Annotated in this window: 19 protein-coding genes; 12 read left to right on the top strand and 7 right to left on the bottom strand. The window is 45.6% G+C overall.

Annotated elements, in window-relative coordinates; genetic code table 11:
- Position 1 precedes the first annotated feature (1 nt).
- From P2W84_RS17535 to P2W84_RS17525, 3 genes are all read left to right on the top strand, one after another.
- Entirely contained in the window at positions 2–3130 is a 3129-nt protein-coding gene (locus P2W84_RS17535; protein WP_276091465.1) for an error-prone DNA polymerase, read from the top strand.
- Between the two features lie 85 nt (positions 3131–3215).
- Entirely contained in the window at positions 3216–4469 is a 1254-nt protein-coding gene (locus tag P2W84_RS17530; RefSeq protein WP_276091464.1) for a 6-bladed beta-propeller, read from the top strand.
- A 7-nt stretch (positions 4470–4476) separates the two neighbouring features.
- On the top strand, positions 4477–7320 hold the full coding sequence (locus P2W84_RS17525) for a TonB-dependent receptor (RefSeq protein WP_276091463.1): 2844 nt from the start codon (positions 4477–4479) through the stop codon (positions 7318–7320).
- A gap of 17 nt (positions 7321–7337) precedes the next feature.
- On the opposite strand, the gene P2W84_RS17520 is transcribed toward P2W84_RS17525, so the two are convergent.
- The 3 genes from P2W84_RS17520 to P2W84_RS17510 all read right to left on the bottom strand — a co-directional run bounded on the left by P2W84_RS17520 (position 7338) and on the right by P2W84_RS17510 (position 12005).
- The gene (locus P2W84_RS17520) at positions 7338–8864 is read right to left on the bottom strand and encodes a SulP family inorganic anion transporter (protein ID WP_276091462.1); all 1527 of its coding nucleotides are present in this window, start codon (positions 8862–8864) and stop codon (positions 7338–7340) included.
- A gap of 36 nt (positions 8865–8900) precedes the next feature.
- Positions 8901–9395, bottom strand: a complete 495-nt coding sequence (locus tag P2W84_RS17515; protein WP_276091461.1) for a hypothetical protein — start codon at positions 9393–9395, stop codon at positions 8901–8903.
- A 126-nt stretch (positions 9396–9521) separates the two neighbouring features.
- A complete protein-coding gene (locus tag P2W84_RS17510) occupies positions 9522–12005 on the bottom strand; it encodes a YfhO family protein (protein WP_276091460.1) in 2484 nt (827 codons plus the stop codon).
- A gap of 203 nt (positions 12006–12208) precedes the next feature.
- Between P2W84_RS17510 and P2W84_RS17505 the strand changes: the two genes are divergently transcribed.
- Entirely contained in the window at positions 12209–14677 is a 2469-nt protein-coding gene (locus P2W84_RS17505; RefSeq protein ID WP_346348971.1) for a DUF4965 domain-containing protein, read from the top strand.
- A 68-nt stretch (positions 14678–14745) separates the two neighbouring features.
- On the opposite strand, the gene P2W84_RS17500 is transcribed toward P2W84_RS17505, so the two are convergent.
- The gene (locus P2W84_RS17500) at positions 14746–17046 is read right to left on the bottom strand and encodes a redoxin domain-containing protein (protein ID WP_276091459.1); all 2301 of its coding nucleotides are present in this window, start codon (positions 17044–17046) and stop codon (positions 14746–14748) included.
- Between the two features lie 175 nt (positions 17047–17221).
- On the opposite strand from P2W84_RS17500, the gene P2W84_RS17495 reads away from it, so the two are divergent.
- Genes P2W84_RS17495 through P2W84_RS17485 form a run of 3 tightly spaced genes read left to right on the top strand, consistent with a single transcriptional unit; the run spans position 17222 to position 18403 of the window.
- Entirely contained in the window at positions 17222–17608 is a 387-nt protein-coding gene (locus tag P2W84_RS17495) for a group III truncated hemoglobin (RefSeq protein ID WP_276091458.1), read from the top strand.
- Positions 17605–18033, top strand: a complete 429-nt coding sequence (locus tag P2W84_RS17490; protein WP_276091457.1) for a hypothetical protein — start codon at positions 17605–17607, stop codon at positions 18031–18033. The genes P2W84_RS17495 and P2W84_RS17490 overlap by 4 nt, the downstream gene beginning before the upstream one ends.
- A gap of 25 nt (positions 18034–18058) precedes the next feature.
- A complete protein-coding gene (locus tag P2W84_RS17485) occupies positions 18059–18403 on the top strand; it encodes a cupin (RefSeq protein WP_276091456.1) in 345 nt (114 codons plus the stop codon).
- On the opposite strand, the gene P2W84_RS17480 is transcribed toward P2W84_RS17485, so the two are convergent.
- Positions 18404–18688, bottom strand: a complete 285-nt coding sequence (locus P2W84_RS17480; protein ID WP_276091455.1) for a hypothetical protein — start codon at positions 18686–18688, stop codon at positions 18404–18406.
- A 173-nt stretch (positions 18689–18861) separates the two neighbouring features.
- Here P2W84_RS17480 and P2W84_RS17475 point away from each other — a divergent pair, with 173 nt between their 5' ends.
- From P2W84_RS17475 to P2W84_RS17455, 5 genes are all read left to right on the top strand, one after another.
- Positions 18862–20115: a hypothetical protein gene (locus P2W84_RS17475; protein WP_276091454.1), complete on the top strand. Its 1254-nt coding sequence runs from the start codon at positions 18862–18864 to the stop codon at positions 20113–20115.
- Between the two features lie 54 nt (positions 20116–20169).
- Positions 20170–20397, top strand: coding sequence for a hypothetical protein (locus P2W84_RS17470; protein WP_276091453.1), 228 nt, complete (start codon positions 20170–20172; stop codon positions 20395–20397).
- A gap of 39 nt (positions 20398–20436) precedes the next feature.
- Positions 20437–20946 carry a DinB family protein gene (locus P2W84_RS17465; RefSeq protein WP_276091452.1) on the top strand — a complete coding sequence of 170 codons (510 nt, stop codon included), beginning with the start codon at positions 20437–20439 and terminating at the stop codon, positions 20944–20946.
- Positions 20947–21081: 135 nt separating this feature from the next.
- Positions 21082–21366 (top strand): hypothetical protein, encoded by a 285-nt coding sequence (locus P2W84_RS17460; RefSeq protein WP_276091451.1) that lies wholly within the window; start codon positions 21082–21084, stop codon positions 21364–21366.
- A gap of 138 nt (positions 21367–21504) precedes the next feature.
- Positions 21505–22794, top strand: a complete 1290-nt coding sequence (locus P2W84_RS17455; RefSeq protein ID WP_276091450.1) for a DUF6252 family protein — start codon at positions 21505–21507, stop codon at positions 22792–22794.
- A gap of 58 nt (positions 22795–22852) precedes the next feature.
- Here P2W84_RS17455 and P2W84_RS17450 read toward each other — a convergent pair whose 3' ends face one another.
- Both P2W84_RS17450 and P2W84_RS17445 read right to left on the bottom strand, forming a co-directional pair.
- Positions 22853–24010 carry a PepSY-associated TM helix domain-containing protein gene (locus tag P2W84_RS17450; RefSeq protein WP_276091449.1) on the bottom strand — a complete coding sequence of 386 codons (1158 nt, stop codon included), beginning with the start codon at positions 24008–24010 and terminating at the stop codon, positions 22853–22855.
- The gene (locus tag P2W84_RS17445) at positions 24010–26481 is read right to left on the bottom strand and encodes a TonB-dependent receptor (protein ID WP_276091448.1); all 2472 of its coding nucleotides are present in this window, start codon (positions 26479–26481) and stop codon (positions 24010–24012) included. The genes P2W84_RS17450 and P2W84_RS17445 overlap by 1 nt, the downstream gene beginning before the upstream one ends.
- Positions 26482–26504 lie beyond the last annotated feature (23 nt).

The raw sequence follows: 26504 nt of genomic DNA, 5'->3' as shown, positions 1-26504 counted from the left end.
TATGAGTTACGCCGAATTACAGGTTACAAGCAATTTCAGCTTTCTCAGAGGAGCCTCAGGCCCTGAAGAATTGGTTATACAGGCTGCTAAGCTTGGTTATAAGGGTATCGCCATTACAGACGTAAATACGCTCGCGGGCATTGTGCGTGCCCATGTAGCTGCTAAAAAACACCATATAAAATTTATTCCAGGTTGCAGGCTGGAGTTGCAGGATGCCCCTCCTCTACTGGCTTATCCTACCGATCAATCTGCATATTCGCGCCTGTCAAAACTCCTGAGCATAGGAAATCTGCGTACAGAGAAAGGACAATGCCTTTTGTACAGGAACGATGTCTTTCTTCATAAAGAAGGCATAGTCTTTATCGCACTTCTTCCGGCCGTATTGAACAACCGTTTTGATTTCGATCCGGACATCAGGGAAGCACTTGCCGATTATAAAAGCGCCTTCGGAAACAACCTGTATCTTGCCGGTTCACGCAATTACCTGGGTTACGACCAGAAGAGAATGTTCCGTATTTCGAGGTTATCCGAAGAATTAGACATTCCAATAGCAGCAGTAAATGATGTCGTTTATCATGAACCTAAACGTCGTGAGCTTCAGGATATACTTACCTGCGTACGCGAAAAATGTACGATCTATGATGCAGGTTACCTGTTGCATCAGAATGCAGAACGCCATTTAAAGTCTGTTTCCGAAATGCAGCGGCTGTTCTACCTGTTACCGGATGCTATAGAAAATACCATTAAGATCGCAGACCGATGCCAGTTCAGCCTAGATTCACTTAAATACATTTATCCTGAGGAGCTTACTTCGGAGGGCCGCAGTCCAATGGAAGAACTGATCCATTTAACCTGGTTGGGTGCCTGTGAGAAATTTGGTACTGAAATCACAGAGAAAATCAAAGAAACCATAGCGCATGAACTGAAATTTATCCGCGAAAAGAACTACGCCTCTTATTTTCTGACCGTTCATGACCTCGTCCGGTTTGCCCGTTCTCAAAAAATACTTTGTCAGGGCCGGGGTTCAGCGGCAAATTCTGTAGTATGTTTTTGCCTGGGAATCACTTCCGTAAACCCAAAGAAAATCGACCTGCTGTTTGAACGCTTCATTTCCTCGGCACGCAATGAACCTCCGGATATAGATGTTGATTTTGAACATGAACGGCGTGAGGAAGTGATCCAGTATATCTACAATAAATATGGCCGTGACCGCACTGCTATTGTCGCTACAGTGACGCAGCAACGGCAAAAAGGTGCCATACGTGATGTGGGTAAAGCTATGGGTCTTTCCGTAGATACCATCAATAAGATTTCTGCTGCCGTATGGCATTTTTCCGATAATATTTTTGACGGGAAAAGGCTGAAAGAACAGGGACTAAACCCTGAAGATCCGCATTTGCATAAAGTACTGGAACTGACTGCGCAGATGATTGGCTTTCCCAGACAGCTCGGCCAGCATACCGGTGGTTTTGTCATCACGCAGGGTAGGATCACCGATCTCTGCCCCATCCTGAATGCCCGTATGGAAGACCGAACCAATATTGAATGGGATAAGGACGATATCGAAGCACTCGGTTTTCTTAAGGTCGATGTGCTGGCACTGGGTATGCTTACCTGTGTACGGAAAGCCTTTGACCTGGCCAGGGCCCACTATGGCTTAGACCTGAATATGGCCGGGATATTAGGAAAAGAAGAAACGGAAGAAGGTAAGCCTGTATACGACATGATCTGCCGTGCCGATACCATGGGTACCTTTCAAATCGAAAGCAGGGCTCAGATGTCTATGCTTCCCCGTTTGAAGCCAAGAGAATTCTACGACCTCGTCATTGAAGTGGCCATTGTCAGACCAGGGCCGATACAGGGAGATATGGTGCACCCCTATCTGAAGCGTCGTGAAAATCCGGAACTCGTTGATTATCCATCTCCGGAACTCAAAGATATACTTAAAAAAACCTTAGGTGTGCCTTTGTTCCAGGAACAAGCCATGAAGATTGCCATTGATGCAGCAGGTTTTGCACCTGCTGAAGCCGATGAACTGCGGCGAAGTATGGCCACTTTCAAAGCCAAAGGTAAGGTAGAAGAGTTTGAGAGAAAGCTGATCGGGGGCATGTTGAAAAACGGCTACGAGGAAGATTTTGCACGACGGGTCTTCAATCAGCTGAAGGGCTTCGGCAGTTATGGTTTTCCGGAGAGCCATGCCGCCAGCTTTGCACTGCTGGTATATGTATCCTGCTGGTTAAAGCATTATTACCCTGATATTTTTCTTGCAGCACTACTGAACAGTATGCCTATGGGTTTCTACCAGCCTGCTCAGTTGGTAGCTGATGCCAGGGCCCACGGGGTCGAAGTCCGGGAGGCAGATATTAACCTATCCTGCTGGGACAACAAGCTGGAGGAAACACAGCCAGCTAAGCACGCTGTAAGGCTGGGTTTCAGACAAATAAAAGGGTTAAATGAAGCAGAAATGCAGGCGCTTGTTATGGGCCGTAAGAAAGGTTATACTCAGATGTATCAGTTGCTGGATGCGGGTGTCTGCATGGAAGCCCTGGAAAAACTGGCAGACGCAGATACATTCCGTTCATTGGGCATGGACCGGAGACAAGCTTTGTGGGAAGTAGCTGCACTGGGTGACCGTCCGGTCGCTATTTTCAGCGAACAACCTTCTGCAAGCAGTTTTGAAACACAGGTTGAACTTCCGCTCATGACACTGGCAGAACATGTCATACAGGATTATGCATCGACGACCTTGTCCCTGAAGGCACACCCGCTTAGCTTCATACGGGAAAAGTTGATCCTGCTGCAGATTACAAAAGCATCACAGCTGAAAGATATCGCTGATGGAGGCCTGGTAAAAGTTGCAGGTCTTATACTGGTCAGGCAGCGGCCCGGCACTGCTTCGGGCATCTGCTTCATTACGCTGGAAGACGAGAGCGGTTCCTGTAATCTCGTTGTCTTTCAGGAACTATTCGAGAAATACCGGAAAGAAATCCTTCAGTCCCGTTTGCTCATGGCCGAAGGCAGAATGCAGCGCGAAGGACATGTCGTCCATATCATCGTCCAGAGATGCTTCAATTATAACGGACTTTTAAACAGTATAAATGTCTTTCATTCAGGAAGAAACTTTAAATAACGGCACCTGTGTCTGTTAAAATTTGTTAATCGTATACTGGTTTTCGGAATTAACTATATCTTTAGTCCACCAATTAACCACCCGTATGACCAAACACGCGCTCTTCAGCATTATCACCTGTACATTTTTAAGCAGCCAGCTGATGGCCCAGACCGGCAAAATCGACAGCACAGGGTACAGGACACTTCGGATAGATCCTGATGCTGCCCGCGGCGCTTCAGTTTCTCAAATCTTTGATGAGGTAAAATTCATTCCGCTCGAAACTACCAAAGAAAGCATGTTCGGTTCCATTAGTCAGCTTCGTGTTACGGACGACAGGTATATCATCTGGGATTATGATACTAAGTCCATCCTTATCTTTACAAAGGATGGAAAATACAAAGCAAAGATCAATGGCAGTAAGATTGAAAAAGATCCTTCCAGCAAACAAAGCCAGGAATTCTGGGGATTTACGCTTAGAAACGAAAACAACAATCCGGTTATCCAAGTTTCAACGGGTAAAAACATCCATTACTTTGATATTGACGGAAATCTCATCCGTAAGGAGAAATATGAGGAAGGGAAGGTTTATGGTTATCAGCGTCAGTTCAGTGACGGAACTATCGTTGACCAGGGTTATATGGAGAAGCAGGATAAAGACAGCATTTATTATGAAGTCAGCCTTGTGAAAGACAAAAAAAAGATCGCAGGCTATTTCCCCTATTCTCAAAAAAGATATAAAGACGACCAGTTTTACAGTGGCGGTGAATCTGTCACCGACTACGGTGTCAGAGATGAACTCTTTTTTGTCAATTATTATGATTACAACATTTACAGGCTGACCCCTGCCAAGCTATCTCTTTCCTACAGACTTATCTTTCCGGTCAACAATTCATTACCTCCGGATTTTAAGGATAATCCTGTCTACAAGGGAAAACGCGCTGAATACTTTGAGAAGAATCCAAAGGTGTTTTTTGCCATAGGCAATCCTTATCTGATTGGCGACAACCTGTACCTCAAAGGCTCAAACTGGAGTTGGGGAGCCAATTCAAGAAAGGCGTTTATCTATAATCTGAAAAGCAATTTGATCACTTCAATTTCAGACATAGAACCCGACACGCTTTCACAATTCCTGCCGGTTACTGATGCAGGAATGCACTATGATTTCGCCAACAAAGGATTTCTCCTTTTTGATAAAACCTATTTTTATACGAGTTATTCATCACTCGCGTTGTTTTCGTTTAAGGAGCAGAATGAAGGTAAAAACAGAGTATATGATCCTGTACTCAGCAACTATTTTAAAACCCAAAACAAAAAAAGCAATCCCGTTATCATCCAGCTAAAACCCAAGAAAAATTAACTGCTCCATGTTCAAATCCATTTTCCTGACGCTACTGTGCCTGTTGAGCGCATCAGCTTCCATTTGTTACGCTCAGCAAGCCAACACACCGGCAAATCCGGGAAGTGCAAAGGGCATTGTAAGGGATACTGCTCAGAATTACGTACTCAAATCGGCTACTGTATCCATCTACAAAGCTGCTGACAGCACACTGCTCAGCTACCAGGTCACCAATAATTACGGAGAGTTCAGCTTCAGGAATCTTCCGGTCAGCCTGCCTTTGAGACTGGAGATCAGTCACGTCGGCTATATGACTGGCCGAAAAAACTTTACCATACCCGCCAGCAAGAATTTCATTGACCTGGAAACCATTATCGTCAACAGACAGGACATTACCCTGAAAGATGTGGTAATCTCAGTCCCTCCGGTAAGTATTAACGGAGATACACTGGAGTTTAACGCTGCAGCCTTTAAACTGGACACCAACGCTACAGTGGAGGATATGCTCCGGAAGATACCAAATATTACGCTATGGGGGGACGGACTTATTACTGTCAATGGTGCAGAAGTGAAAAGTCTGAAAGTAAACGGGAAGACCTTTTTCGGAGGCGATGCCAAAGTCGCCATTCAGAACATTTCAAAAAATGCGCTTCAAAAGGTACAGGTATACAATACCGTGAAAGATCAGAGCAATCCGCTCGACTCGACTCTTGAAATGAACCTCAAACTTAAAAAGGGCAAGGATATCGGCTTTTTTGGCAAGATCAGCGCAGGCTATGGAACAGATAACCGGTATGAAATGGATGCCAGTATTAACATGTATACCCCTAAAATGCAGCTGGCAGTAATAGGAGCGCTCAATAACATTAATAAGACGCCGAATAGTATCAATTCTCTTATGGCTAACAGTACTTTTAAGGGCGTTGGTACTAATGTGGAGTATCAGCCGGATTTCAGGGCAACGGGACTCAACAGGCCTGGCGCGGCTGGAGCCAGTCTGACCTATAATTTTATAGAAAACCCTACCTATCAGAGAAAGAGTACCTTAAAGTCTAATTATTTCCTGCAGGACAGAAGCAGTGATTTCCTGTCAGAGACCAAAACAACTACCTCTGTCAGCAGCAGTGACAAGATCATCGAAAACAGCAACAGTAGTAATTCGTCTTCAAATACACGCCATCGTTTTGATAACAGCTATGAATATGGGAGTCGTGGGCATGACCTTAATTTTACACAGTCAGTCAATCTGGACCGTGAGGAAAATACGGAACAGAACCTGCGCTCCGCAGAAAATCTCCAGGGAGAACTCACCAGTACTAATAATTCCTCAAACTACAATAAATACAATAACCGAAACTTCAACCTGAAGGGAGATTACAGGTATTCGCCTTATATCATCACATCAAAAACCCGTTTCAGGGGATTATCAGCAATCTATGACTTCTCATTATATGAAAACGAAGGACAGCGCATCAACCGGACTGAATTCAGGTCTCTTACCGATGCAACCGCAAACCGGGTCTTCAACAGGAAATACGACACCAACAGCGATGGCAGCAGACAGGAGATCAACATCACCGTTCCCGACCTTAAAACAATTCTCCTGGGCAATAAACAAATGGCGGGTATCAGTTTTGATGTTACCAATAAACTGGTACTGAAGACAGATAAAAATAACAACAGGGTACAGGACCTGGATACATTGACGAATATCTATCAGGAAAATTCCTACCTGAGCAACCGTATTCAGACCAATGAGATTGAAGAAACACCCGGGCTTAGGATACAGAGGTCGTTCCGTAAAAGCCTTTCCAATCGCTTCTATACCAACCTCACCTTCAGGTTCCATCCCAAAATAATTATGATGGACCAGGATAATAAGTCAGACCGCGCATTTCAGAATATCAGAAGGAACTACCATAAGTTCGTGCCCGATGCCGGAATCGATTACAGCGACAACCAGTATGGAGAATATTACAGATCTGTAAGTCTGAATTATTTTACTACGCTGCGCATTCCAAATATCCAGCAGCTGGCTCCGCTTACAGACAGTACAAACCTGTATTACCTTCAAAGAGGCAACCTTAACCTGCGCGCCGGTGTACAACAGGAGCTCTCCCTCAACCTTAATCATTATGACCAGAGCAATAAGAACAGCCTGAACTTTTATTTTAACGTCAGGGCTGGTCTTGTCAAAGACAACATTGTCGACAGTATTTTTATCGACGCGCAAAACCGACGTACTGTATACCAGATCAATGCAGACGGACACAGGTATATCAATTTCTACGGAGAGGTAAGAAAGGCGTTTAAACTAAAGACATCTGAACTCCAGTTTAGCCTGAACAGCAGCATGAACGCAAACCGGAATCCAGGCTATACCAATAACCAGTTTACCTTTTCAAGCAACCTGAATACCTATAACAATGCAAGTGTCAACTACACATACAAAAGTATCTTTGCATTTGTCCTGGACGAATCATTCAATACCTATTCATCAAAGCAGCAGGAGTTCAATACCGGGTACAGCGGAAAAAATCTTGGCACCAACTTCAGTACCACCTATAATGTGACCAAAAAGTTAACCTTATACAGCAATGTCAGCTTTAACCAGAGTTCCTCCTCCAGTGCAGATAACATCAATTTTACCATCTGGAATGCAAGTGCCATCTACCGGTTCCTTAAAGGCAATAATGCGGAAATCAAGTTTTCCGCACTGGACCTCCTGAGACAGAACAGCAGTGTAATCAACTACGGAAACTCAAACAGCTTTACCATAGGTACTCAGAATGTGCTCAAACAATATTTTATGACAACTATTTCATACTATCCCCGCCAGTTTGGTAAGAAATCAAAACCTGCTTCCAAATAACATAGCCTTCCCCGGGCCTATAAGACCCTATACCCGGGATCGTCGATTACATTCACCTCAATCACCGGGGCTGCATTTCTTAGCAGCAGGCGACAATCGTCACTGAGATGCCTGAGATGAAGTGTCTTTCCGATAGCAGCATACCGCTCCGTCAGCTTATGGATCGCATCGATGCCACTCATATCGAAAATCCGGCTTTGCCTGAAATCGATGATGACGGTCTCAGGATCACCTGCTACATCGAACTTTTCGTTAAAGGCAGCGACCGATCCAAAAAACAGCGGACCGAACAGTTCATAATGCTTAACTCCATTGTCATCAGTATATTTTTTTGCCCTTATACGTTTTGCGCTTTCCCAGGCAAATACCAATGCAGAAATGATCACGCCGATTAATACTGCGAGCGCCAGGTTGTGAAGATAAATGGTTATTGCAGCAACCAGAATACCTATGATGATATCCTGCTTAGGCATTTTATTGATAATCCTGAAACTGGCCCATTCGAATGTTCCTATAGCAACCATGATCATTACACCTGTCAGCGCGGCCATAGGCAGGCGTTCTATTACAGGCGAACCAAAAAGAATAATGAGCAGGATAGTAAAAGCTGCGATAATGCCGGATAACCTCGCCCTGGCTCCGGCAGACAAATTGACCAGCGTCTGTGCAATCATTGGACAGCCTCCCATACCAGATAATAAGCCATTTGCAATATTCGCAGTGCCCTGGGCCAGGCATTCCCTGTTGCCGTTTCCCCTGGATGCGGTGATCTCATCTACTAGATTAAGTGTAAGCAAACCCTCTGTAAGCCCCACTCCTGCCATGATCAGCGCATAAGGAAATACCGTCTGCAGCGTTTGCAGTGTAAAAGGTACCTGAGGGATATGGAAAGGCGGAAAGCCGCCATTGACATCGGCAATATCCTTCACGGTCCGGGTGTCTATATTAAAGATCAGCACCAGCAGGAAAACGACCAGGATGGCTGCAAGCGACGGCGGAATTGCTTTTGTGATCCTGGGAAAGACCAGCACTACAGCAATGGTCAGTAATACAAGACCTGCCATAACAAACAACGGCATACCCGTCATCCAGTGTAATGTACCTGCCTCCGAAATTTTAAACTGCTCCAGTTGGGCAGTGAAGATAACTACTGCCAGGCCGTTAACAAAGCCGTACATTACGGGCTGAGGCACTAAGCGGATGAACTTACCAAGTTTAAAGAGGCCTGCTAAAATCTGGAAAATCCCCGCAAATACGATCGCAGCAAAGACATATTCAATTCCGTGGCTTTTCATCAGGGCAATCAGTACAATCGCAGTTGCGCCCGCCCCGCCGGAAACCAGTCCTGGCCTGCCACCGAGTACAGAAGTAACCAATCCCATTATAAATGCTGCATAAAGGCCTGCAAGCGGTGGAAAACCCGCCAGTATTGCAAAGGACAATGATTCTGGCATCATCGTCATCGCTACGGTAAGTCCGGCCAGGATCTCATTTTTATAATTGATCTTTTGAGTGAAATCAAATAGGTTCAGGTGCGTTTTCATTTTAAAACGCAAAACACGAGATAAAAAGCCGTAGTATCAAATACTTTTCATGTGGACTATGGCCTTCAGATCAAAACCTTCAGTAACGTATTGTTCATCTGAGCCTGTACCAAAACACATATAGGAGGCGATTCCGTCAGGGCTGATCATCATCAGATGGGTATCCAGGCGGCTTTCCGTCATTTCAAACAAGGCGAAATCTGTTGACAACAGGTCAATATATGCCCAGGTCTTACCATCCAATACTACACTGTCAACCAGACTTATACAATCCTGATCCGACATGTGGTCAGCATCTGTATCGCTGTTCAGGGCCACACGGCTCCTGAAATATCCCATTGGCGAATCCCAGTAAGTGTGACAATACACTGAGGTATTCTCCTTAAACGGCTCCAATGCTTCGAGCCGCTTTCTCATAATCACTTTCCAAGCTTCTGTAACGTGCAATAAAGCAAACTCACACCGGTCGGCATCACTTCTTGTTCTTGCCTTCAGCATGACAAAGTCTGTTGGTCTGTTGGCCCTCTTCATCCTTTCGTTTACAATATCTATTTGACTCCCTTAATGAATCCTGTTAATGCTTAGATTAAGAATTCGGGAACTTTAGGCAAAAATTCAGCCAAACAGGAAATTACCGGATGTGACGAATTTCTGTACTCAGGTCCTCCTGTAACGATAAAATAATGTAAGGCCTGCGGTTAACAATAGAATGCACGATGCGACCATGGAAATCTGGTCCCCGATCAGATAAGAAGCAGGTTCAAATTTAAATTCCAGCTGGTGTGAACCAGACGGCAGCTTAGCAGACCTTAACACATAATTTGCCCGGATATAAGGTATTTGCTTTCCGTCCAGATATGCAGTCCAGCCTTTGTCATACCAGATCTCGGAAAATACAGCGAGCGCATCCTTACGGATATGGTAGGTATAAACCAAATGATCAGGATGATAGCTTTTTAATACAATTTCCGCCCCACTGTCCTTTTGAGGAGAAATCGCACTGATTTGTTGTCTGAATTCCTGATCTACTATAGCAACAGTGGCCGGGTCAAATGCAGAAATCGCCTGCATTTCTTCGTCTGCGTTTCGTACGTACCTGATGCTGTCGACAAACCAGGCATTTCCAAGTACGCCTGGCCTCCGAATTGCCCTGGGAGCCGGTGATACTGAGTCTGAGACTATCACATATTTCGTATTCAGCATGTCCAGCACAGGTTCGTTCATCTTCCCGTCGAATTGTATACGAACCAAATCATCGTAACGTCTTAACCTGGCAGAATGCCTTCCCCCTACCGATTTATGCAGATAAGAAGCAGAAGCGTCAAAAAATGGGTTTCCCCGGGTCAGGTCCAATACCCGAAAATCAAGCGCCTTATCTGCCAGTATCGCCTTATCGGCAGCAGTAGGCTGAAAACCCTGTTCCAGCTCCTCTTTATTAAAGAAATTCTTGTCATTGAGATACCTGCGGTCTACCATCCACATATCTGCCAGGATCAGTAACCCCAGTATAATGCCTGTATTCTGGCTGTTCAGCTTTGCTTTCAGCATAAAATAAATCACTGCGAAGCCAAGACCTGCAAAGATCAGTGATCTGAGTGCATCCGCCCTTGCCATAGAAATACGGTCTTCCACCAGGCCATTGCCGATCACGTTAGCCATTGCGGAATTACCTCCGAGTGCCTGGGTCAGGTGCGTGATAAGCTCGTGGTGATCAGCAGCACGAAAATCAAACAGCAGCGTAGGAAGCACTAAAACAATTGCCAGCAGGCCTGCAGTAATATAAAACGAATATAAAAGCTTCTTTATCAGGTCACCGCGTTTCTCTCGTTGTATGATCAGTTCCTGTAACGCCATAAACCCAAGCATTGGAAAAAGGAAGGCGGGTATGGCCAGTGCAAAATCTACCGATCTGAATTTGTTGTACATCGGCACATAATCAAAGAAAAGATCAGAAACCAATGGAAAATTCCTGCCGAAAGACAGGAATATAAACAGAAAGGCCGTAACCGCTATCCACCATTTCAAGCGGTTATTTACAATAAACAGCCCCAGTATGAATAAGAAGATCACTATGGCCCCGAAGTACCAGGAACCCGCAGTACCTGGCTTGTTGCCCCAATAGGGCCTCAGGACTCCAGCTTGTTCCAGCTGACTGGTCAGGTTCGAAGCCTGCACCTCATCAAGGCCGTTTTTGATCAGGCCGGCTTTAACGGCAACCGGGCCATCGGGGAATTTACTACCCGACGCCCTGCCGTAAAGATCAGGTATAAGAAACGTACCCGTCTCGCCAACACCCTGACTGTACTGATAGGCATAACTTCGGTCAAGTCCGGAATCATTCGTAACCCCTTTATCCGAGAGTATTGCCTTTCCCCGGATGGATTCCTGTGCATATTCCCAGGTAGACCATAAAGTCCCTGCATTAATAGCTATGGCAAGTAGTGCAGATGCAACCAGGTAGCTCAGTGACTTCAGAAAACCCGTCATCTCCTTAGCAGTTATCGCATGGTATAATTCGATCAGTACGAGTATCAGGACTGCAATAAACAGGTAGTAAGTCATCTGGATATGGTTTGTCCGGATCTCCAGCGCCAGAAAGAACGCGGTAAGGACACTTCCTATCAGCAGATGCGGTCCTCCCCTGAGTGTAAGCAATATAGCACCGACTATCGGTGCAAAGAACGCCATGGCCATCGCATGGTTGCTATGCCCCGCCAGTATGTAAATGAAGTTGTAGGAACTAAAGGTAAATGCTACCGCTCCGGCAGCAGCAACCCAGGGTTTCAGCCGGAGTACATTTAATAAAAAGTAAGCGCCCAGAAAGAAACAGACAATGATATCGACCGGTTCCGGAAACACGGTCTTTAGTAAATCAATTACATAAGTGGTCATGTTCCCGGGATACTTCGCCCAGATCTGAAAAGCGGGCATCCCACCAAACATGCCGTTTGTCCAGAGCGGTGCCTTGCCCGTCTTAGCCTTCACATTCATGATCTCGCCGGCCATGGCCTTTGCTTCCATCACGTCGCCCTGGAAAAGCACCTTTCCATCCAGCACAGGACTGAAATAGACGAATGACAGCGCTACAAAAAGGCCGCAGATCACGAAATGCAGATAATTGGCAAGGAACCATTTCTTCATAATGTAAATTTTAAAAGCTGACCAAATATAGTCTCATTTAGCATTCTGGTGAATTATAAGCAGACATTCTTTGCCGGTCCCTGATAAAATTGAGACGCATACGCTAAAGCTTGATACAAAAACGCAGCCCGGGCATCTTCAAATCGTGTATTTTTACAGCTTATAACCAAAAATCAAATCATACGGTAAACCAACCTACACACATGATGAAAAAAAACAGTAAACTAATGTTTCTGAGCTTGTTCGCCTGTATTTTCACAGCCGGCCAGACCAATGCGCAGGAACGTAAGGCACCATCCTATCCCCTGATCACCCACAACCCGAATTTCAGCATCTGGTCTAATACCGACAAGCTAAATGCTTCTACCACCACCCACTGGACGGGTGCAGACCATTCGCTGCTCGGCCTCATCAGCGTCGACGGAAATATCTACCGTTTCCTGGGAAAAGAGGAGGCCAGCTATAAGACCATCCTGGAGACTTCCGATGAGAAACCCTATACAGTAGCGTATATCGAAACAGCCCCTCAGGGCGACTGGAAATCAGTAGGTTATACCAATATCGGATGGAAAACCGGTTCGGCTCCCATTGGCGACGATGCAAAACAGGTAAAAACACTATGGAAGTCTGACCATATCTGGGTAAGACGTAATTTCAATATTACCAACCCGGCCAGCATTAACGAATTGCTGCTAAAAATGAACCACGACGACAATGTAGAAGTATACCTGAATGGCAAGAAGGTATATGAAAAAGAGGGCTGGACCAGCACATTTCAATATTTTCCGATCAGCAAGGGCGATCTGAAGACCGGGAAAAATACCATAGCCATTCACCTGGCCAATACAGCGGGAGGCAGATACCTGGATTTCGGCCTGGTGGACAAGCAGAAAGACAACGCAGCCAGGATCCAGCTTGCAGAACAAAAAAATGTAGAAGTTACCGCTACTCAGACCGTTTACAACTTTACCTGCGGTAAGGCTGACCTCAAACTGACATTCACGTCTCCTTTAATTATGAGCGATCTGGGCATATTGTCACGTCCTGTTTCTTATATAAGCTACCAGGTGCAGTCTAACGATGCTAAGAGCCATGCAGTAAAAGTATTCCTCAGCGCATCTTCAAACATCGCCGTATACAGGCCGTCGCAGGAGGTCAGTGCACAAAAATATGCGACCGCTAAATTGGCGGTACTGAAGACAGGTACCACAGAACAGCCTGTACTGCAAAAAGGTGCGGACGACATGCGTATTGACTGGGGATATTTTTATGTAGCCGCCCCTAAGTCCAGCAATGCCGTGCAGTTCATTACCCATGGCAACGCAGCTGCTGACGCTTTCAGGAACGGTACTTCTGCTTCTACCGTTTCTAAAGGTAGATCACTGGCTTTAAATACAGTGATCCCTTTTGGCACTGTAGGTAAAACACCGGTAGAGCGCTTTATAGCGCTGGGTTATGACGAGGTGCTTTCTATCCAGTATTTCAAGAGAAACTTAAGGCCGTGGTGGAATACTTCTGGTAAAGAAACAATTGAAGGTCAGCTTACAGCTGCTGCAGACCAGTATAAGGAGATCATGCAGAAATGCGATACCTTCAATAAATCAGTATATGCCGATGCCCTGAGATCAGGTGGGGAAGAATACGCGCACCTTTGCGCACTCGCTTACCGCCAGAGTATCGCAGCACATACTCTGGTAAAAAGCCCTGAAGGTGAAATACTGTGGCTGTCTAAAGAAAACAACAGCGGTGGTTTCATCAACACAGTCGATGTAACTTATCCATCTGCTCCACTTTACCTGATTTATAACCCAAGTCTGCTGCAAGGTATGCTCAATGGCATTTTCTACTTCAGCGAAAGCGGTAAATATCCACACCCATGGGCGGCGCATGACCTGGGTACCTATCCAATTGCCAATGGCCAGACTTATGGCGAACCCATGCCGGTTGAAGAATCAGGTAACATGGTTATACTTACAGCAGCGATCACCAAGGCGCAAGGTAATACCAGCTATGCCAAAAAACACTGGAAAACCCTCACGACATGGACCGATTACCTCGTCAAGGAAGGACTGGACCCTAAGACCCAGTTGTGTACAGACGACTTCGCCGGTCACCTTGCAAGGAATGCAAACTTATCCGTAAAGGCGATTGTTGGTATTGCTTGTTATGCACAGATGGCAGAAACACTGGGTTATACCGAGACTGCGAAAAAATACAGGTCTATAGCTGAGAGCATGGTCCCTAAATGGATAGAAATGGCAGACGCGGGGGATCACTATGCACTCACCTTCGACAATAAGAATACCTGGAGCCAGAAGTACAATCTGGTTTGGGACAAAGTACTTGTTCTCAACCTGTTCCCACAAAAGATCTATGACACCGAGACCAAATACTATCTGACCAAACAGAACAAATTCGGGATACCCCTGGACAGCAGGAAAGCTTATACCAAGAATGACTGGATCTTGTGGACAGCTACCTTTGCCCCTACTGAAGAAGAGTTTAAGGCACTGGTACATCCGGTTTATATCCATGCTATAGAAACTGAATCCCGTGTTCCGCTGAACGACTTTTACGATTCCAAAACCGGTATCCGGGAAAACTTCAAAGGAAGAAGTGTAGTCGGCGGTTTCTATATGAAGCTGTTTAACGACAAACTGAATAAAAAATAAATTAAAAAAGGGCGCCCAAGCGGGCGCCCTTTTTTATTCCGGTAATAGCGGTGTTACTCATCAACTTATCAGTTCCCCGCATAGATCTGGCTGAAACGTTTCAATATCCCTTTCCAGTCCTTACCAAACTGGACGTTCAGCATTCGGCCATTTGGAGCAATGAGAATTTTAGATGGGTAACCGGTAATCTTATAGTCCCGCTGAATCTTATTATCTGATAATGCGACCGGGATCTCATATTTATTTGCCGCCAGGAAACCATTGACCTTGTCTTCAGTATCATAGCAGGCTACACTCAGGAAATTAAGCTCACCATGTTTACCTGCTGCGAGTTCAGTATAAAACTTGTTCACATCTGGTAACTCTTCTCTGCACGGTCCGCACCAAGTACCCCAGAAATCCAGTATCAGCCATTTATTTTTGTACTGAGCAAGTGTATTTTCCTTACCAGAGATATTCTTGAGCTTGAAATCCGGCGCCTGTACCCAGGTATCTATCACATGGTTTATTAAAAAGTCTCTGAAACTTCTTTCTGGAAATTTGGTTTGAAATCTTTTCTGCATTTCCTCCAGGGTTTCAGGACTTGAATTAATCTGTAAGGCAAATAGCTTCATTGCTTCAGTCTCATGGCCACCGTTCAGTAATTTTTCAATATAATCATCTCTGTAGCTCTCCTTGGACTTCAGAAAAACCCTGTCGTAAAAGCTACCATATGCCTTCTCCCAGTTATTTTTTGGTGAATAGTCAGCTGCCTGGGCAAGATATTTCATTGCGTTTACAGAATCCTTTTGAATCAATGAAAGGAACTTCAGATAATATGCATGTGCCAGCAGGTTATGGGCTTCATATTTATCTTCATTTACCACTGAATCTGACGAATACCGGGAAAGTCTGGTAATGGTATTGTCGAGCAAAGTATCGGCTGCCCCTATTCGGTTTACATTCTTCAACAGATTGTATACCAATAAAGCATACCTTCCGCCATTCCCTTCTCTCATTTCCCTGTCACTCATTTTATTGAAGACAGCAGCAGTTTGCAGTTGCAAGGCTTCATTACCCGGGTCAGCCTTGGCCTTAACCCACAGGCTCAATGGTCCGGACTTCTGGCGGTATATCGGATCTTTGTCCGTAACGAACATATTGAGCAGTTCAGCACTTTTCCTATCCTGTTCCTTACGTCCCTCAAAATCGTGCTCCACAATAAAATTTTGTGCAAATGATTGCTGCAACCACTGCGAAAACGTCGGTTTGTCGTAAAGGTAGCGGCTTACCGCATATGCGTCTGCAGCAGTGCCTTTACGCAAGGCTTCTCCAAGTTTATTATGCAAATGACTGTAATGCCCCTTTAGATATGCATTGGGCACCTGCATGAGCGCATCATCGTACACCTGGTAATTATCTCTGCTTCTGGTTTGCTGAATCAGGCTTAATTTGGCTACATTATAAGTAGCATCATTTTTAAATTCAGCATCATAGACACTAAACATCCTGAATATCTTTACCGTATCATATTCGCCGCCTGTCTTCATGCTGTTGCTCCAGTAACTCAGTTGCGCTGCCATATTGGACCAGGCTGTATCCGACCGGGTCTGCGTCTTTGCGCCAGTCAGTTTCTTCATCTGGACGAGCTCGCCTTTTTTCGATCGCTCAATACCATTTTCATCTGTCTGCTTCGCAACAACTTCTGTGATGTCAAGTTCACTGAGCATCAATCCTGTGGCCGGATCAAATGACCGGGTTGTCTTTTTCCTGCGATCATTTTCTTTTTCTTCGGTGACCAGTTTCAGGGTATGGTCCCTGCCCTTTGTCAGATTAAATTTAACACCAGAGTCTTTATCAGTCCAGGTTGCCTGGTTATTATTAAGTTTCCTTTCAGGAAACTGATAAAACAAACCCTGCATATCGGCTATAAAACCCTTATCATAGTTCTGATTAATTTGCTCCCTGATCTCTGGCTGTATATCCCATTTGGCAAGGATCGGGTTCAGTTGCTCCTTCACCCTGGCGACCCCCACCACCTTACCCTTTTTGTCCAGCGTCAGTGTAAACGGCCTGTTAAACATTGCAAGCGGGAACAACACACCACTCGACATGAAGTCTGTTTTCCTGATTGAGTCTGTATTGAGCAGTGTTTTTTTATCATACTCGATCAGCGCCCTCACAATCCTGCATTCCAATACAGTATTACCCTGCTCGTCCCTGCCTAATGATTTAAACACATAAGTTGTCGACTCATCAGACGAGCCGATCAATGTATCAATCTTCCGGCTTGTTATTTCAAAGGATTTGTTTTTAACAATGTTTAGTTGCTGAGCAAAGCATTTTCCTGCAATCAGTACTGCAGTTAAGAGCGTTAAGTAGGTCTTCATCTTTTTTAAATCTGTTAACAATAAGCTCTCCTAATTTATCAAATTTCCAGACAAATCCAATTATGCGCTCAGGGTGCTGTCTCATGAGTGCTGCCGTACCCCTATCCTACTGTCAGATGAAAATAAAATAATAAAAGATATTTTTGTCCTCTATAGAATATTTTAACCTTTGTGTATGAAAAATGACATCGTCCAATTAGAAGACATCCAGCAGCTCGTCGATACTTTTTACGGACGGGTGCAGCAAGATCCGTTCATCGGAGTAATTTTCATGCGCATCATTCAAGACTGGCCAACCCACTTGGCTAAGATGTACACGTTCTGGCAGACGGCCCTCTTGCAGGAACACACTTACCAGGGCAGACCTTTCCCTCCGCATATGAAAATGGACCTTAACCCTGCGCACTTCGATCGCTGGCTTGATATATGGCGTGACACCATAGATACCCTTTTTAAAGGAGAAAAGGCGGAAGAGGCAAAATGGCGGGGACAGGCTATGGCTACTATGTTCCTTTCAAAGATCGAATACTATAAAGGCACAGATAAGCATCCACTGATATGAGCAGAAAAGCAGCAACAGCAACCGTGTTTATCTGGATAGGATTTATCGGGGCCATCAGTTTTATGGAGGCCTGGTTAAAGTTCAGGGCTCCGGGCGTTACCCTGCCCATCGGCCTGAGCATAGGCAGGCTTGTTTTTGCTGCGCTTAACAAAGTAGAATGGGTGTTGCTCTTGGGCATTGGAGCCTCGTTGTTTCCATACCAAACTTCAAAACGCATTAATAGCTTATTTTTAATCGCTGTATTGGTTGTAATTGTACAAACCATATGGCTACTTCCAATACTCGATGAACGTGCACAGTTATACATCACTGGTGCCTCCGTGCGGCCCAGCCATGTTCACTTATATTATGTGATCGGAGAGATCGTTAAAATGATCGCTCTGCTTTCGTTAGGTACGGCGTTATTTAAAAATGCCCACGATTAAACTGCTAAATACCTTTAAAATCAACATGATGAATATCGCGTCACTTTTAGAAGATATCGAATACCTGCAGGATAAACCTGCTGTCAGGGTTCTTTTAAACACCCCCGCTGTAAAGGAAATCAGGATTGCCTTAAAAAAAGACCAGGAAATGAAAGCGCATAAAGCAACTTACCCGATTGTCGTCTCTGTTGTTGAAGGATGTATCGACTTTGGTGTCGGAGAACAAAGGCACCTGCTGGAGAAGGGCATGCTGGTTGCGCTGGATGCAAATGTCTCTCATGATCTTGTTGCGAAAAGGGACAGTATTGTACGTTTATCGCTCAACAAGTATGGCGATTTAGCACGTATAGCACGGTCTAATCCCCAATAGCTATCCATCAGCCAAGTGGCTATCAATTGCTTTGCCTACGCTTATTGCCAGTGCCTCGCTCAATTCCAGCTCAATCTCCTCGTGTTGCCGGTGGGGTTCAAACAGTGGCAGCTCACCCGCAGGGACTTCATCAGGCGCAACAGTTCCCCAGTGGCCCCTGTTTTTTTTTACTGCACCTAAAATACCGCCGTAATAGATCACTTTAAAAGCGTTACTCCCATAAGGCAAAATTGTAAGCGTTACTTCCTCTCCTTGCTCATTGATCCTGATATTGAACGGTTCCATAAATGTCATTTTGATTTTTTCATAACCAAAAAGCTCGCTAAAAGTTTTCCGGGACTTGTTTCGCAATTGGTTATATACTTTAACTGACCAGGTTAAAAAATGTTAATTTATACTTCAGGTTACCGGAAGCGGGCATATTTCCACTATTTTAGGCTTACTTAACCAAAAACACCGTGAAAAAAATTACCGCCCTTATCCTGCACAGGTTTGTCTTCCTGCTTACTTTTTGTTTCGTATTAGGATTTAACAATGGTGCTTATCCCTTCCTGGAATACCTGCAACGTGTCCTCATTCCATTGCTGCATCAGTTTATTCCATGGTTTGCCTGGAAGTTTCTCCAACTTGGTTACCCGATAACGGTATTCACTAACGGCAGCGGTGATACGACCTATGACTATGTCCTGCTGTTTGTCGTAATGCTTACCGCTATTGCGGGCACGGTGGTCTGGTCTGTCCTTGACCGTAAAAGGAAATCCCATGATCAGCTCTTTTACTGGACAACGGTCATTCTCAGGTTTTATGTCGGTTCAATGCTTGTACATTACGGTCTAGCAAAACTAAATAACGGGCAGTTTCCCGGACTTTCGCCCAGAACACTGATGTCCAGCTACGGTGAATCCTCCCCTATGGGCCTGGCCTGGCGCTTCCTTGGGTTTTCGGAAGGTTATAAAACCTTTATGTTCATCGCAGAAATGATGGGCATCCTACTGTTTTTCAGAAGAACAGCAACACTCGGTGCGCTGCTGTGCCTGATGACCAGCCTGAATATCATGATGATTAATTATTGTTTTGATGTTCCGGTAAAGTTGCTCACCACCGCATTGGTCTCTATGTGCCTTATACTGCTTTCTCCAGATATCGTGCGTCTTTTCCGCCTATTCTTCCTTGGTCAGACCATAGCGCTGAATAACCCAAAAGCGCCTGAATTCCGGAAGAGATGGATGAAGATCACTAAACTGGTACTTAAGTATGTCTATATCGCCGTATATATTGCATTACCTTTTTTAATGAGCATAAAAGTAATGGTCAGCGGAGAAGCGCAGGTAAACCGGTCCGCCCTCTATGGCGCTTATGAAATTGAAGGGATAGACTGGAAAGAGCGGCCCGATCCTGATGACGAGGCAGAAGCAAGATCCTGGGAAATGCTTGCCTTTGATGTTAATGACTATGCAGTCGTTAAAGAACAGAACGGAGAAAAGGTATGGCTTACCCACCAGGTAGATACGGTAAAAAAGACGCTCAAGATACAGCCCTCCGTAGATCCGGAGACCAACTACATCTTCACTTATCACCGGCCGGATCATGAACACCTGGTCTTGGATGGGAAACTCTTTGGGAGAAAGGTAACCATACGCCTCCTGTTGAAGAAGTATCAGTTGACAGAAATACCTTTCCGCTGGATCAATGAATATCCCTACAACCGCTAATGCATACAAACCATTTGTGCGGAAGCTTGTTATCAGGTCTAAAGAATTGCAATTATGAATTTTATCAAACAAGCCCTGATAGGCATCGCCATTTACGAGGCCGTCCGGTTGATCACCAGACGCGCATTTACTGTTTATCACGCTGATGAGTTGCCCCGCAGCTTCGTAACGGAACCAGGTGCTGATCCGGAGGCTACTCTTTCTGGTTTACAACATGCGTCCGAAACCGATCCCTGGCAAAACTCTCTTGCAGACGATCAGCTGAGGGCGCCAGATGCCTGAATAAATAATCCTAATATTTATTGAAAATCAAAAAAACATATGATACTGCAATACCTTACAGGGGAATTCGAACATGAAGTAGAAAGTACCCGAAAACTACTGCAGGCCGTTCCTGAAAAAGATCTCGGCTACAGACCCTCTGAAATTTCCTGGACCATGGGTGAACTGGCCCAGCATATTGCTACTATCTATTACTGGTATGCCGGTACCCTGACCCAAGACGTCTATGATATCGCTGCCGATCACCTGGAACGTGGAGCGCCAGGGGACATCACGGCCACGCTCGCACTCTTCGAAAGCAATGTACAAAAAGCAAGGAATGCAATACAATCCCTTACGGAACAGCAGCTGCAGGATAACTGGACCATGAAAGCAGGTGAACATACCATTCTGGGACCTATGCCGAGAGGTATTGTGGCACGTGGCTTTTTGTTCAACCATATTTATCACCATCGCGGCGAACTGATCGTTTACCTGCGGGCAACCGGGAACAAAGTGCCCAGTATGTATGGCCCAACCTATGAGGATAGCAAGAAAAAATCCCAATAGTTAGCACAAACAACACATTTTTTTTAAAAAAATAGCTTAAATGCTATGACTATTAAATTAAATGTGTACTTTGTACACTAAGTATTGGTATTTACTAATTCAAAATCAACATAAAACCATAAAAACTAAATAGTTATGAGTAAGATACGATCTGAAGACCTGGTTTTTGCATCCCCCAGCCCCAGTTATTATGAAGAGGTAAGCATCGGAGATGTAATCTTGTACAGCAAATCACGATTTGAAGCAGGTCTTTCCGTGATATCCGGTTTTGCCGGAAGTTTTGACGACCACTATGCGCAGTTTAAATTAGAGATTGGCAAATATGTCGACTTCGTAGAACGGTATTCCGCAGATGAAGGGTATGGTGGCATCGCGGTTACGAATGTTAAGCGTCCGTTACTGGCTGTTGGCCGTCGTTAGTTACCCGCATTTTCCGGCAACCTGCAGACGGCTAACCACCGTCCCCTACCTGGTTTCCGTCTTAAAACAACTGCATTCCGTCGACGGAGATAGTTTATTCAGCAGGTTTAAGAAAAATTTGCAGTAAAAACTACTGTAATGAAGAACAATCTCCTTAGATCTGCATCGTACCTGATGTGGATGTTTTTACTCGTGATGAGCGCCTGCAAAAAGAGCGGCAATAAAGTCGAAGATCCCTCTGCAAAGCCCGGTAATGATAAACCAGCTCAGCATGCGCCAAAGTTTCCGCACGGTACAGCTACGGGGCCGCAAACTGAAAAACAGATCGGTCCTGAGGGTGGTACCATTGCCTTTCCTGATGGACGGATGAGCATGACCATACCTGCAGGTGCGTTAAGCGGACAGACTACCTTTAAAATAGCGGTAGTCAGCAGTACCCTTCCGGGAACATCCGGCCCGGTGTTCAGACTAAGCCCCGAAAACATCACCTTCCAGAAGCCGGTCGAACTGACATTCAACTACACCGAAGAAGACTTTGCCGGCTCTGCTGAAGATTTTCTGTACCTGGGATATCAGGATGCCGAAGGCTACTGGCACAAAATCCAGAAAACGGAACTGAATAAGCAAAACAATACCCTCAAGGTAAAGACCACACATTTCAGCGATTGGGCAATGCTGCGCGAATTCTTGCTTGAGGTAGATAAAGACCTAGTCAGTGCAGGCGAAAAAGCCAATATAAAGGTAACCTGGCTTGACGTCGACAATGAAGACAACCTTTTTGACCTTCTTCTGCCGGTGACTGAGGTACTCGATGCCAATGTCGTAAACTGGAAGCTGCATGGCGTGGGCAACATTTCCAACAAAAAAAGCCTGGAAGCCATTTATACCGCGCCGGAAACTGTAGATAAGGAAAATGAAGTTACCGTGGAAGTTACACTTAAGGGAGTAATTAATAAGAACGACCCTCGTGAACCCGGTGAAGACGGGATCGTCATCCTTCTGGCGCCTATCAAAATCATGCCTGGCGAATACTTTAACTGGGAAATTTCCGGCGAGAAATTTGCCGGCGCCGGTTATGCCGCTTCGGTAAGTAACGGTCAGATCTTTATCACGGGCATGCACCAGAACGGGTCTGTATCTATCGGCATTAAGTCAATGGAAGCCGGCACCTACAGTTTTGGCCAGGATGAAGAAGGCAAGGGCGGTTTGCTTGTTGTTTACGGCAACAAAGGGTATAGCTCCAGTTACGAAAAATGCGATAGTGGAGAGGACGTCTTCAGCGATGGCTACGTGAATGTAGAATCGATCGGCCAGGTTGGAGGTTTCATTGAAGGAGGCTTCAGCGCTACCCTGTACCATTACGAAAAATGTGAGGTCACCGCGAAAAAAGCGAGGGGCAACTTCAGGATAAGGCGTGCTGGAATGTAAAAGGAGGCGAGCGGAGTCTGAAAAGGAATCCGCGCCATTTTGGAGTAAATACAATCTGCTAAACCTTCCGCTTTTTATTCCGCTTGCCCCACCAGATCAAAAATCCGGAAAGGGGAAGTGATGCGCTGATCAGTGAACCCAGAAAAGCCAGGATCTGCGTGGTGCCGCCATACAGCCTGCCTGTATGGAGTTCCAGGTTCGAATTTCTCCACTTCATTCCCAGCGTCTTCTTTTCGTGGGGCATGGCATCGATTAGATCTCCGGTCCTTCCGTCATAGAAATAATAACTGATGCCGCGCCAGGCATCCCTGTTGCTTGCGATCTTTACGAATGACATGGATACCTTATCCTTCTCCCCTGGTATGCCCAACCCTATTTCCTGCCAGTCACCGTCTAGCTTTTTAAGCAGTCGAAAATGGATGAGGTCAATTTTGTTCAGGGTCGTATCACTGGCAGTAATCTGAGGCAGGGGTCGCGAAAAACCCGACTTGCCTTTATCGCCCAATATCCGGTAAATACCGGTTTCCCACCACTTAAATGACCATACCAGTCCCGTTACCGCTATGATGATGGCTACAGGCAGCATATAAAAACCCAGGGTATTATGCAGATCATAATTGACTCGTTTCCATTTGCCTGTCCATTTGATGGAAAGTCTCTTTTTAAGCTGGTTATATTTTTTGGGCAACCATAGGATAAACCCGGTAATCAGCATGAGCAGGTACAGCAGGACGCAGGTGCCAACCAATGGGCTTCCTACGGGTTTTACCAGAAGTAATTGTCTGTGCAATTGTTCCACAACGTTAAAAAACTCGTAACGGACATCTACAACCCCCAGTACCTGCCCGGTATATTGATTAATATATACCTTATCCATGTACTCAAACTGGCTAAAATAAGACAAGTTAATCTTTTTGCGGTCATTGATCTTGTAACCTGAAAACACATAGGTTCTATTGTCCGCAGCGATCTTGACATTGCTCAGCTCCTTCCCTGTTCCTACCGCTTTCTGTGCATTGGAAAGTAATTCAGAAACCGGCCTTGCGGGGCCGGTTTTCTGTACATAAACGATATCACTGTGCACCATATCATAAATTTCCTCATCCCAGACAAAGATACACCCGGTAATGGACACGATGAATACGATGAGACCCGTGGAGAGCCCGATCCATAAATGCAGCCAGCCTGCGACTTTCCTGAATCTGCGCTTCGCCATTAGAATGAATAGCCGATGGTGAACATATAGTTTTCAGGCTGACCCGGGAACAGGCGCAGGTAATCATATCCGCCGACCCAGTGTTTCTTATTTCCAATATTGTTCGCGTTCAACTGCAGTTGCAGTTTGCCGATGTTATAGAACAGAGCAGCGTTGAACAATGTGAATGATGGGATCGTGATCTGGTCTTCCGGTGAAAACTTAGCATCATAGATCAGGTTGCGCTTATCCATGTAATTGACACCAAGGGCAACACCAAGTCCGCTTACCGGGCCACTGATAAAATTGTACCGTGTCCACAGGTTGGCCGTGTTCTTAGGTGAATTTGGCTTTTGCAGACCTTCTTCGCCCTCGGTTCCGCTTTCAAGAATCTTCGCCCTGTTGTAAGAATAGGACGCAATGACGTTCCAGTTGGGCAGTATCTTACCAGTCACATCAAATTCAAATCCCCGCGATTGTTCATCGCCGACCTGCCTCAACACGTCCGGCACGCCCGGAGTCGCATAGAGGGCACCGGTTTGCTTAATCTGGTAAACAGCTGCGCTGATACTTAACTGATCGCGGAACCAGCTCGTTTTCGCACCGAACTCAGCCATGTTACTCTCCAACGGGTCAAACGGTCCGCCAGCATTCGGGTTGGCTATCGTCGCGGCCGATTGCGGGTTATACCCTTCAACATAGCTGCCATAGACATTAATACTGGGGATAATGCTATAGACTGCCCCGAACCGTGGCAACCAAGCATGAGAGTTGGTCTTCGCTTGCGTCGGCGTCTTGTAATTGGCAAAATCAGTATAATATTCATAACGGACCCCGGCCAGCACTTGCAAGTTCCCGATCTTGAACTGATCCTGGATGTAGCCTGAATTGAGATAGTAATAAGTTGGGGCCACAATGGACTGGGTAAAGAAAAGCTTGCTGTCGTCCTGCATCCTTTGTGACGAAAGCGGGTCACTCAGATTGAAGTGCGGTACGTTGGGTACAGGATTTCCCGCTGCATCCAGTAAATATTTTGACTTATTGGCCGCGACATAGGTAGCGATCGCCCCGTTATTGGCCGCATTGCGGTAACCGCCTGCGGTAAGCTGCGAGCCGCCCACGGGCAACTTTTCACTTCCAAAGTCGTATCCCGCGACGATCTTATGCTCAATGATACCGGTAGTTGGCGTATAGTTGATGTATCCCGAAAAGTTATCGATAAAGCGCTTACGCTTTCTCAATTGTACGATCATACCGGCCATGTTGTTGATCGGTGCACCGTTGGCGTCTACGCCGTAAGCATTGGAGGTACGGTGCTCGTTTAGATCCTCTGAATAACCTGTTTTCAGGTAGGATGCGTTCAGGCTCAGGTTGTCGGCAAGCTTGTGGGATATTGAGAAGGTAGCGTTATAGGTAAGTTCGTTTAAATAGTCATTACTGGTGTTCAACGACAGGGACTGAGGTGTAGAGTTCAGATCAAAACTGCCGAAGATCGGCTGCCCCCTGTCCAAACGGCTTTTCGAATCGGTATATACCAGGTCGAAGTTGATCCTAGTCCTGTCTGAAGGTACAAAGGTCAACGAGGGAGCCAGCACAAAGTTCCGGTCAAACATCAGGTCTCTGAAGGTCTCTGCATTTTCATAACCAAGGTTCAGGCGATAAAGCAGCGAACTGTCCTTTGTTGCGGGGCCGGTGAAATCTGCCAGAGCTCTCAGGATGTTGAAACTTCCCAACGTGAGGTTAACGGATCGCCGAGTTTCATCCAAAGGCTTTTTGGTCACCCTGTTCACAACGCCGCCAGGGCTGGCATTGCCGAAAAGAGCGGACGACGGGCCTTTCAGCACTTCAACCCTTTCCAGGTAATTGGCCAGCGATTGCTTCCAGAAACCGGTGCTTGTCCTCAGGCCGTTGAGCAACTGGGTATTGGTCTGCCCATTCACCCGAAAACCACGAATGGTGAGGTCATCATAAAAGCTGAATTGGTTCACGCCGCTGAAATTCTTCACGACTTCGCCAACCCGCATCAGACCCTGGTCAGCAATAAGTTCTTTACTGGCATAAGAAACGGATTGAGGAATATCTTTAAGTTCATTCTCGATCTTACCAATAAAGGTTGACTTGGTTTTGTAGGTCTTCTCTTTGCGCCCGGTGATTTCAACCTGCTGAAGGTCGCCGCTTGATTGGTTGAGCACAATATTCTCTTCGATGTCACCTCCCCCAAGATCAAGGCTTTTAACAATATCATGAAACCCTACGAAATGTACACGCAAAACGATCTCGCCAGGGTTGACCTGGAGCTTGTAGTTCCCGCGGTTGTTGGTGGATGTAATGGCATTGGTGCCATCAACGCTGACCGTCGCACCGGTTATGGCTTTCCCATTCGCATCCCGAACTGTCCCCTGCAACACTGCCTTCTGCTGTGCAGCGGCATGCCGTGTAAAAAGACCTATAAAAAGAATTAACAAAAGGGATCTGGTAAAAGCTATTCTCATTTCGCATTAAACTTATTTAGACT

Origin of the sequence: Pedobacter sp. JY14-1 (genome assembly GCF_029269825.1) — a bacterium.
In the GTDB taxonomy this organism is placed as follows: domain Bacteria; phylum Bacteroidota; class Bacteroidia; order Sphingobacteriales; family Sphingobacteriaceae; genus Pedobacter.
Note: the sequence above shows the minus strand (reverse complement) of the source record. Positions and strands in the feature narration are given on the sequence as shown.

What these genes read in the sequence shown, in the direction of transcription:
- P2W84_RS17535 (WP_276091465.1), top strand. Translation starts at nt 2, where the DNA reads ATGAGTTACGCCGAATTACAGGTTACAAGCAATTTCAGCTTTCTCAGA.
- P2W84_RS17530 (WP_276091464.1), top strand. Translation starts at nt 3,216, where the DNA reads ATGACCAAACACGCGCTCTTCAGCATTATCACCTGTACATTTTTAAGC.
- P2W84_RS17525 (WP_276091463.1), top strand. Translation starts at nt 4,477, where the DNA reads ATGTTCAAATCCATTTTCCTGACGCTACTGTGCCTGTTGAGCGCATCA.
- P2W84_RS17520 (WP_276091462.1), bottom strand. Translation starts at nt 8,864, where the DNA reads ATGAAAACGCACCTGAACCTATTTGATTTCACTCAAAAGATCAATTAT.
- P2W84_RS17515 (WP_276091461.1), bottom strand. Translation starts at nt 9,395, where the DNA reads ATGAAGAGGGCCAACAGACCAACAGACTTTGTCATGCTGAAGGCAAGA.
- P2W84_RS17510 (WP_276091460.1), bottom strand. Translation starts at nt 12,005, where the DNA reads ATGAAGAAATGGTTCCTTGCCAATTATCTGCATTTCGTGATCTGCGGC.
- P2W84_RS17505 (WP_346348971.1), top strand. Translation starts at nt 12,209, where the DNA reads ATGATGAAAAAAAACAGTAAACTAATGTTTCTGAGCTTGTTCGCCTGT.
- P2W84_RS17500 (WP_276091459.1), bottom strand. Translation starts at nt 17,046, where the DNA reads ATGAAGACCTACTTAACGCTCTTAACTGCAGTACTGATTGCAGGAAAA.
- P2W84_RS17495 (WP_276091458.1), top strand. Translation starts at nt 17,222, where the DNA reads ATGAAAAATGACATCGTCCAATTAGAAGACATCCAGCAGCTCGTCGAT.
- P2W84_RS17490 (WP_276091457.1), top strand. Translation starts at nt 17,605, where the DNA reads ATGAGCAGAAAAGCAGCAACAGCAACCGTGTTTATCTGGATAGGATTT.
- P2W84_RS17485 (WP_276091456.1), top strand. Translation starts at nt 18,059, where the DNA reads ATGATGAATATCGCGTCACTTTTAGAAGATATCGAATACCTGCAGGAT.
- P2W84_RS17480 (WP_276091455.1), bottom strand. Translation starts at nt 18,688, where the DNA reads ATGGAACCGTTCAATATCAGGATCAATGAGCAAGGAGAGGAAGTAACG.
- P2W84_RS17470 (WP_276091453.1), top strand. Translation starts at nt 20,170, where the DNA reads ATGAATTTTATCAAACAAGCCCTGATAGGCATCGCCATTTACGAGGCC.
- P2W84_RS17465 (WP_276091452.1), top strand. Translation starts at nt 20,437, where the DNA reads ATGATACTGCAATACCTTACAGGGGAATTCGAACATGAAGTAGAAAGT.
- P2W84_RS17460 (WP_276091451.1), top strand. Translation starts at nt 21,082, where the DNA reads ATGAGTAAGATACGATCTGAAGACCTGGTTTTTGCATCCCCCAGCCCC.
- P2W84_RS17455 (WP_276091450.1), top strand. Translation starts at nt 21,505, where the DNA reads ATGAAGAACAATCTCCTTAGATCTGCATCGTACCTGATGTGGATGTTT.
- P2W84_RS17450 (WP_276091449.1), bottom strand. Translation starts at nt 24,010, where the DNA reads ATGGCGAAGCGCAGATTCAGGAAAGTCGCAGGCTGGCTGCATTTATGG.
- P2W84_RS17445 (WP_276091448.1), bottom strand. Translation starts at nt 26,481, where the DNA reads ATGAGAATAGCTTTTACCAGATCCCTTTTGTTAATTCTTTTTATAGGT.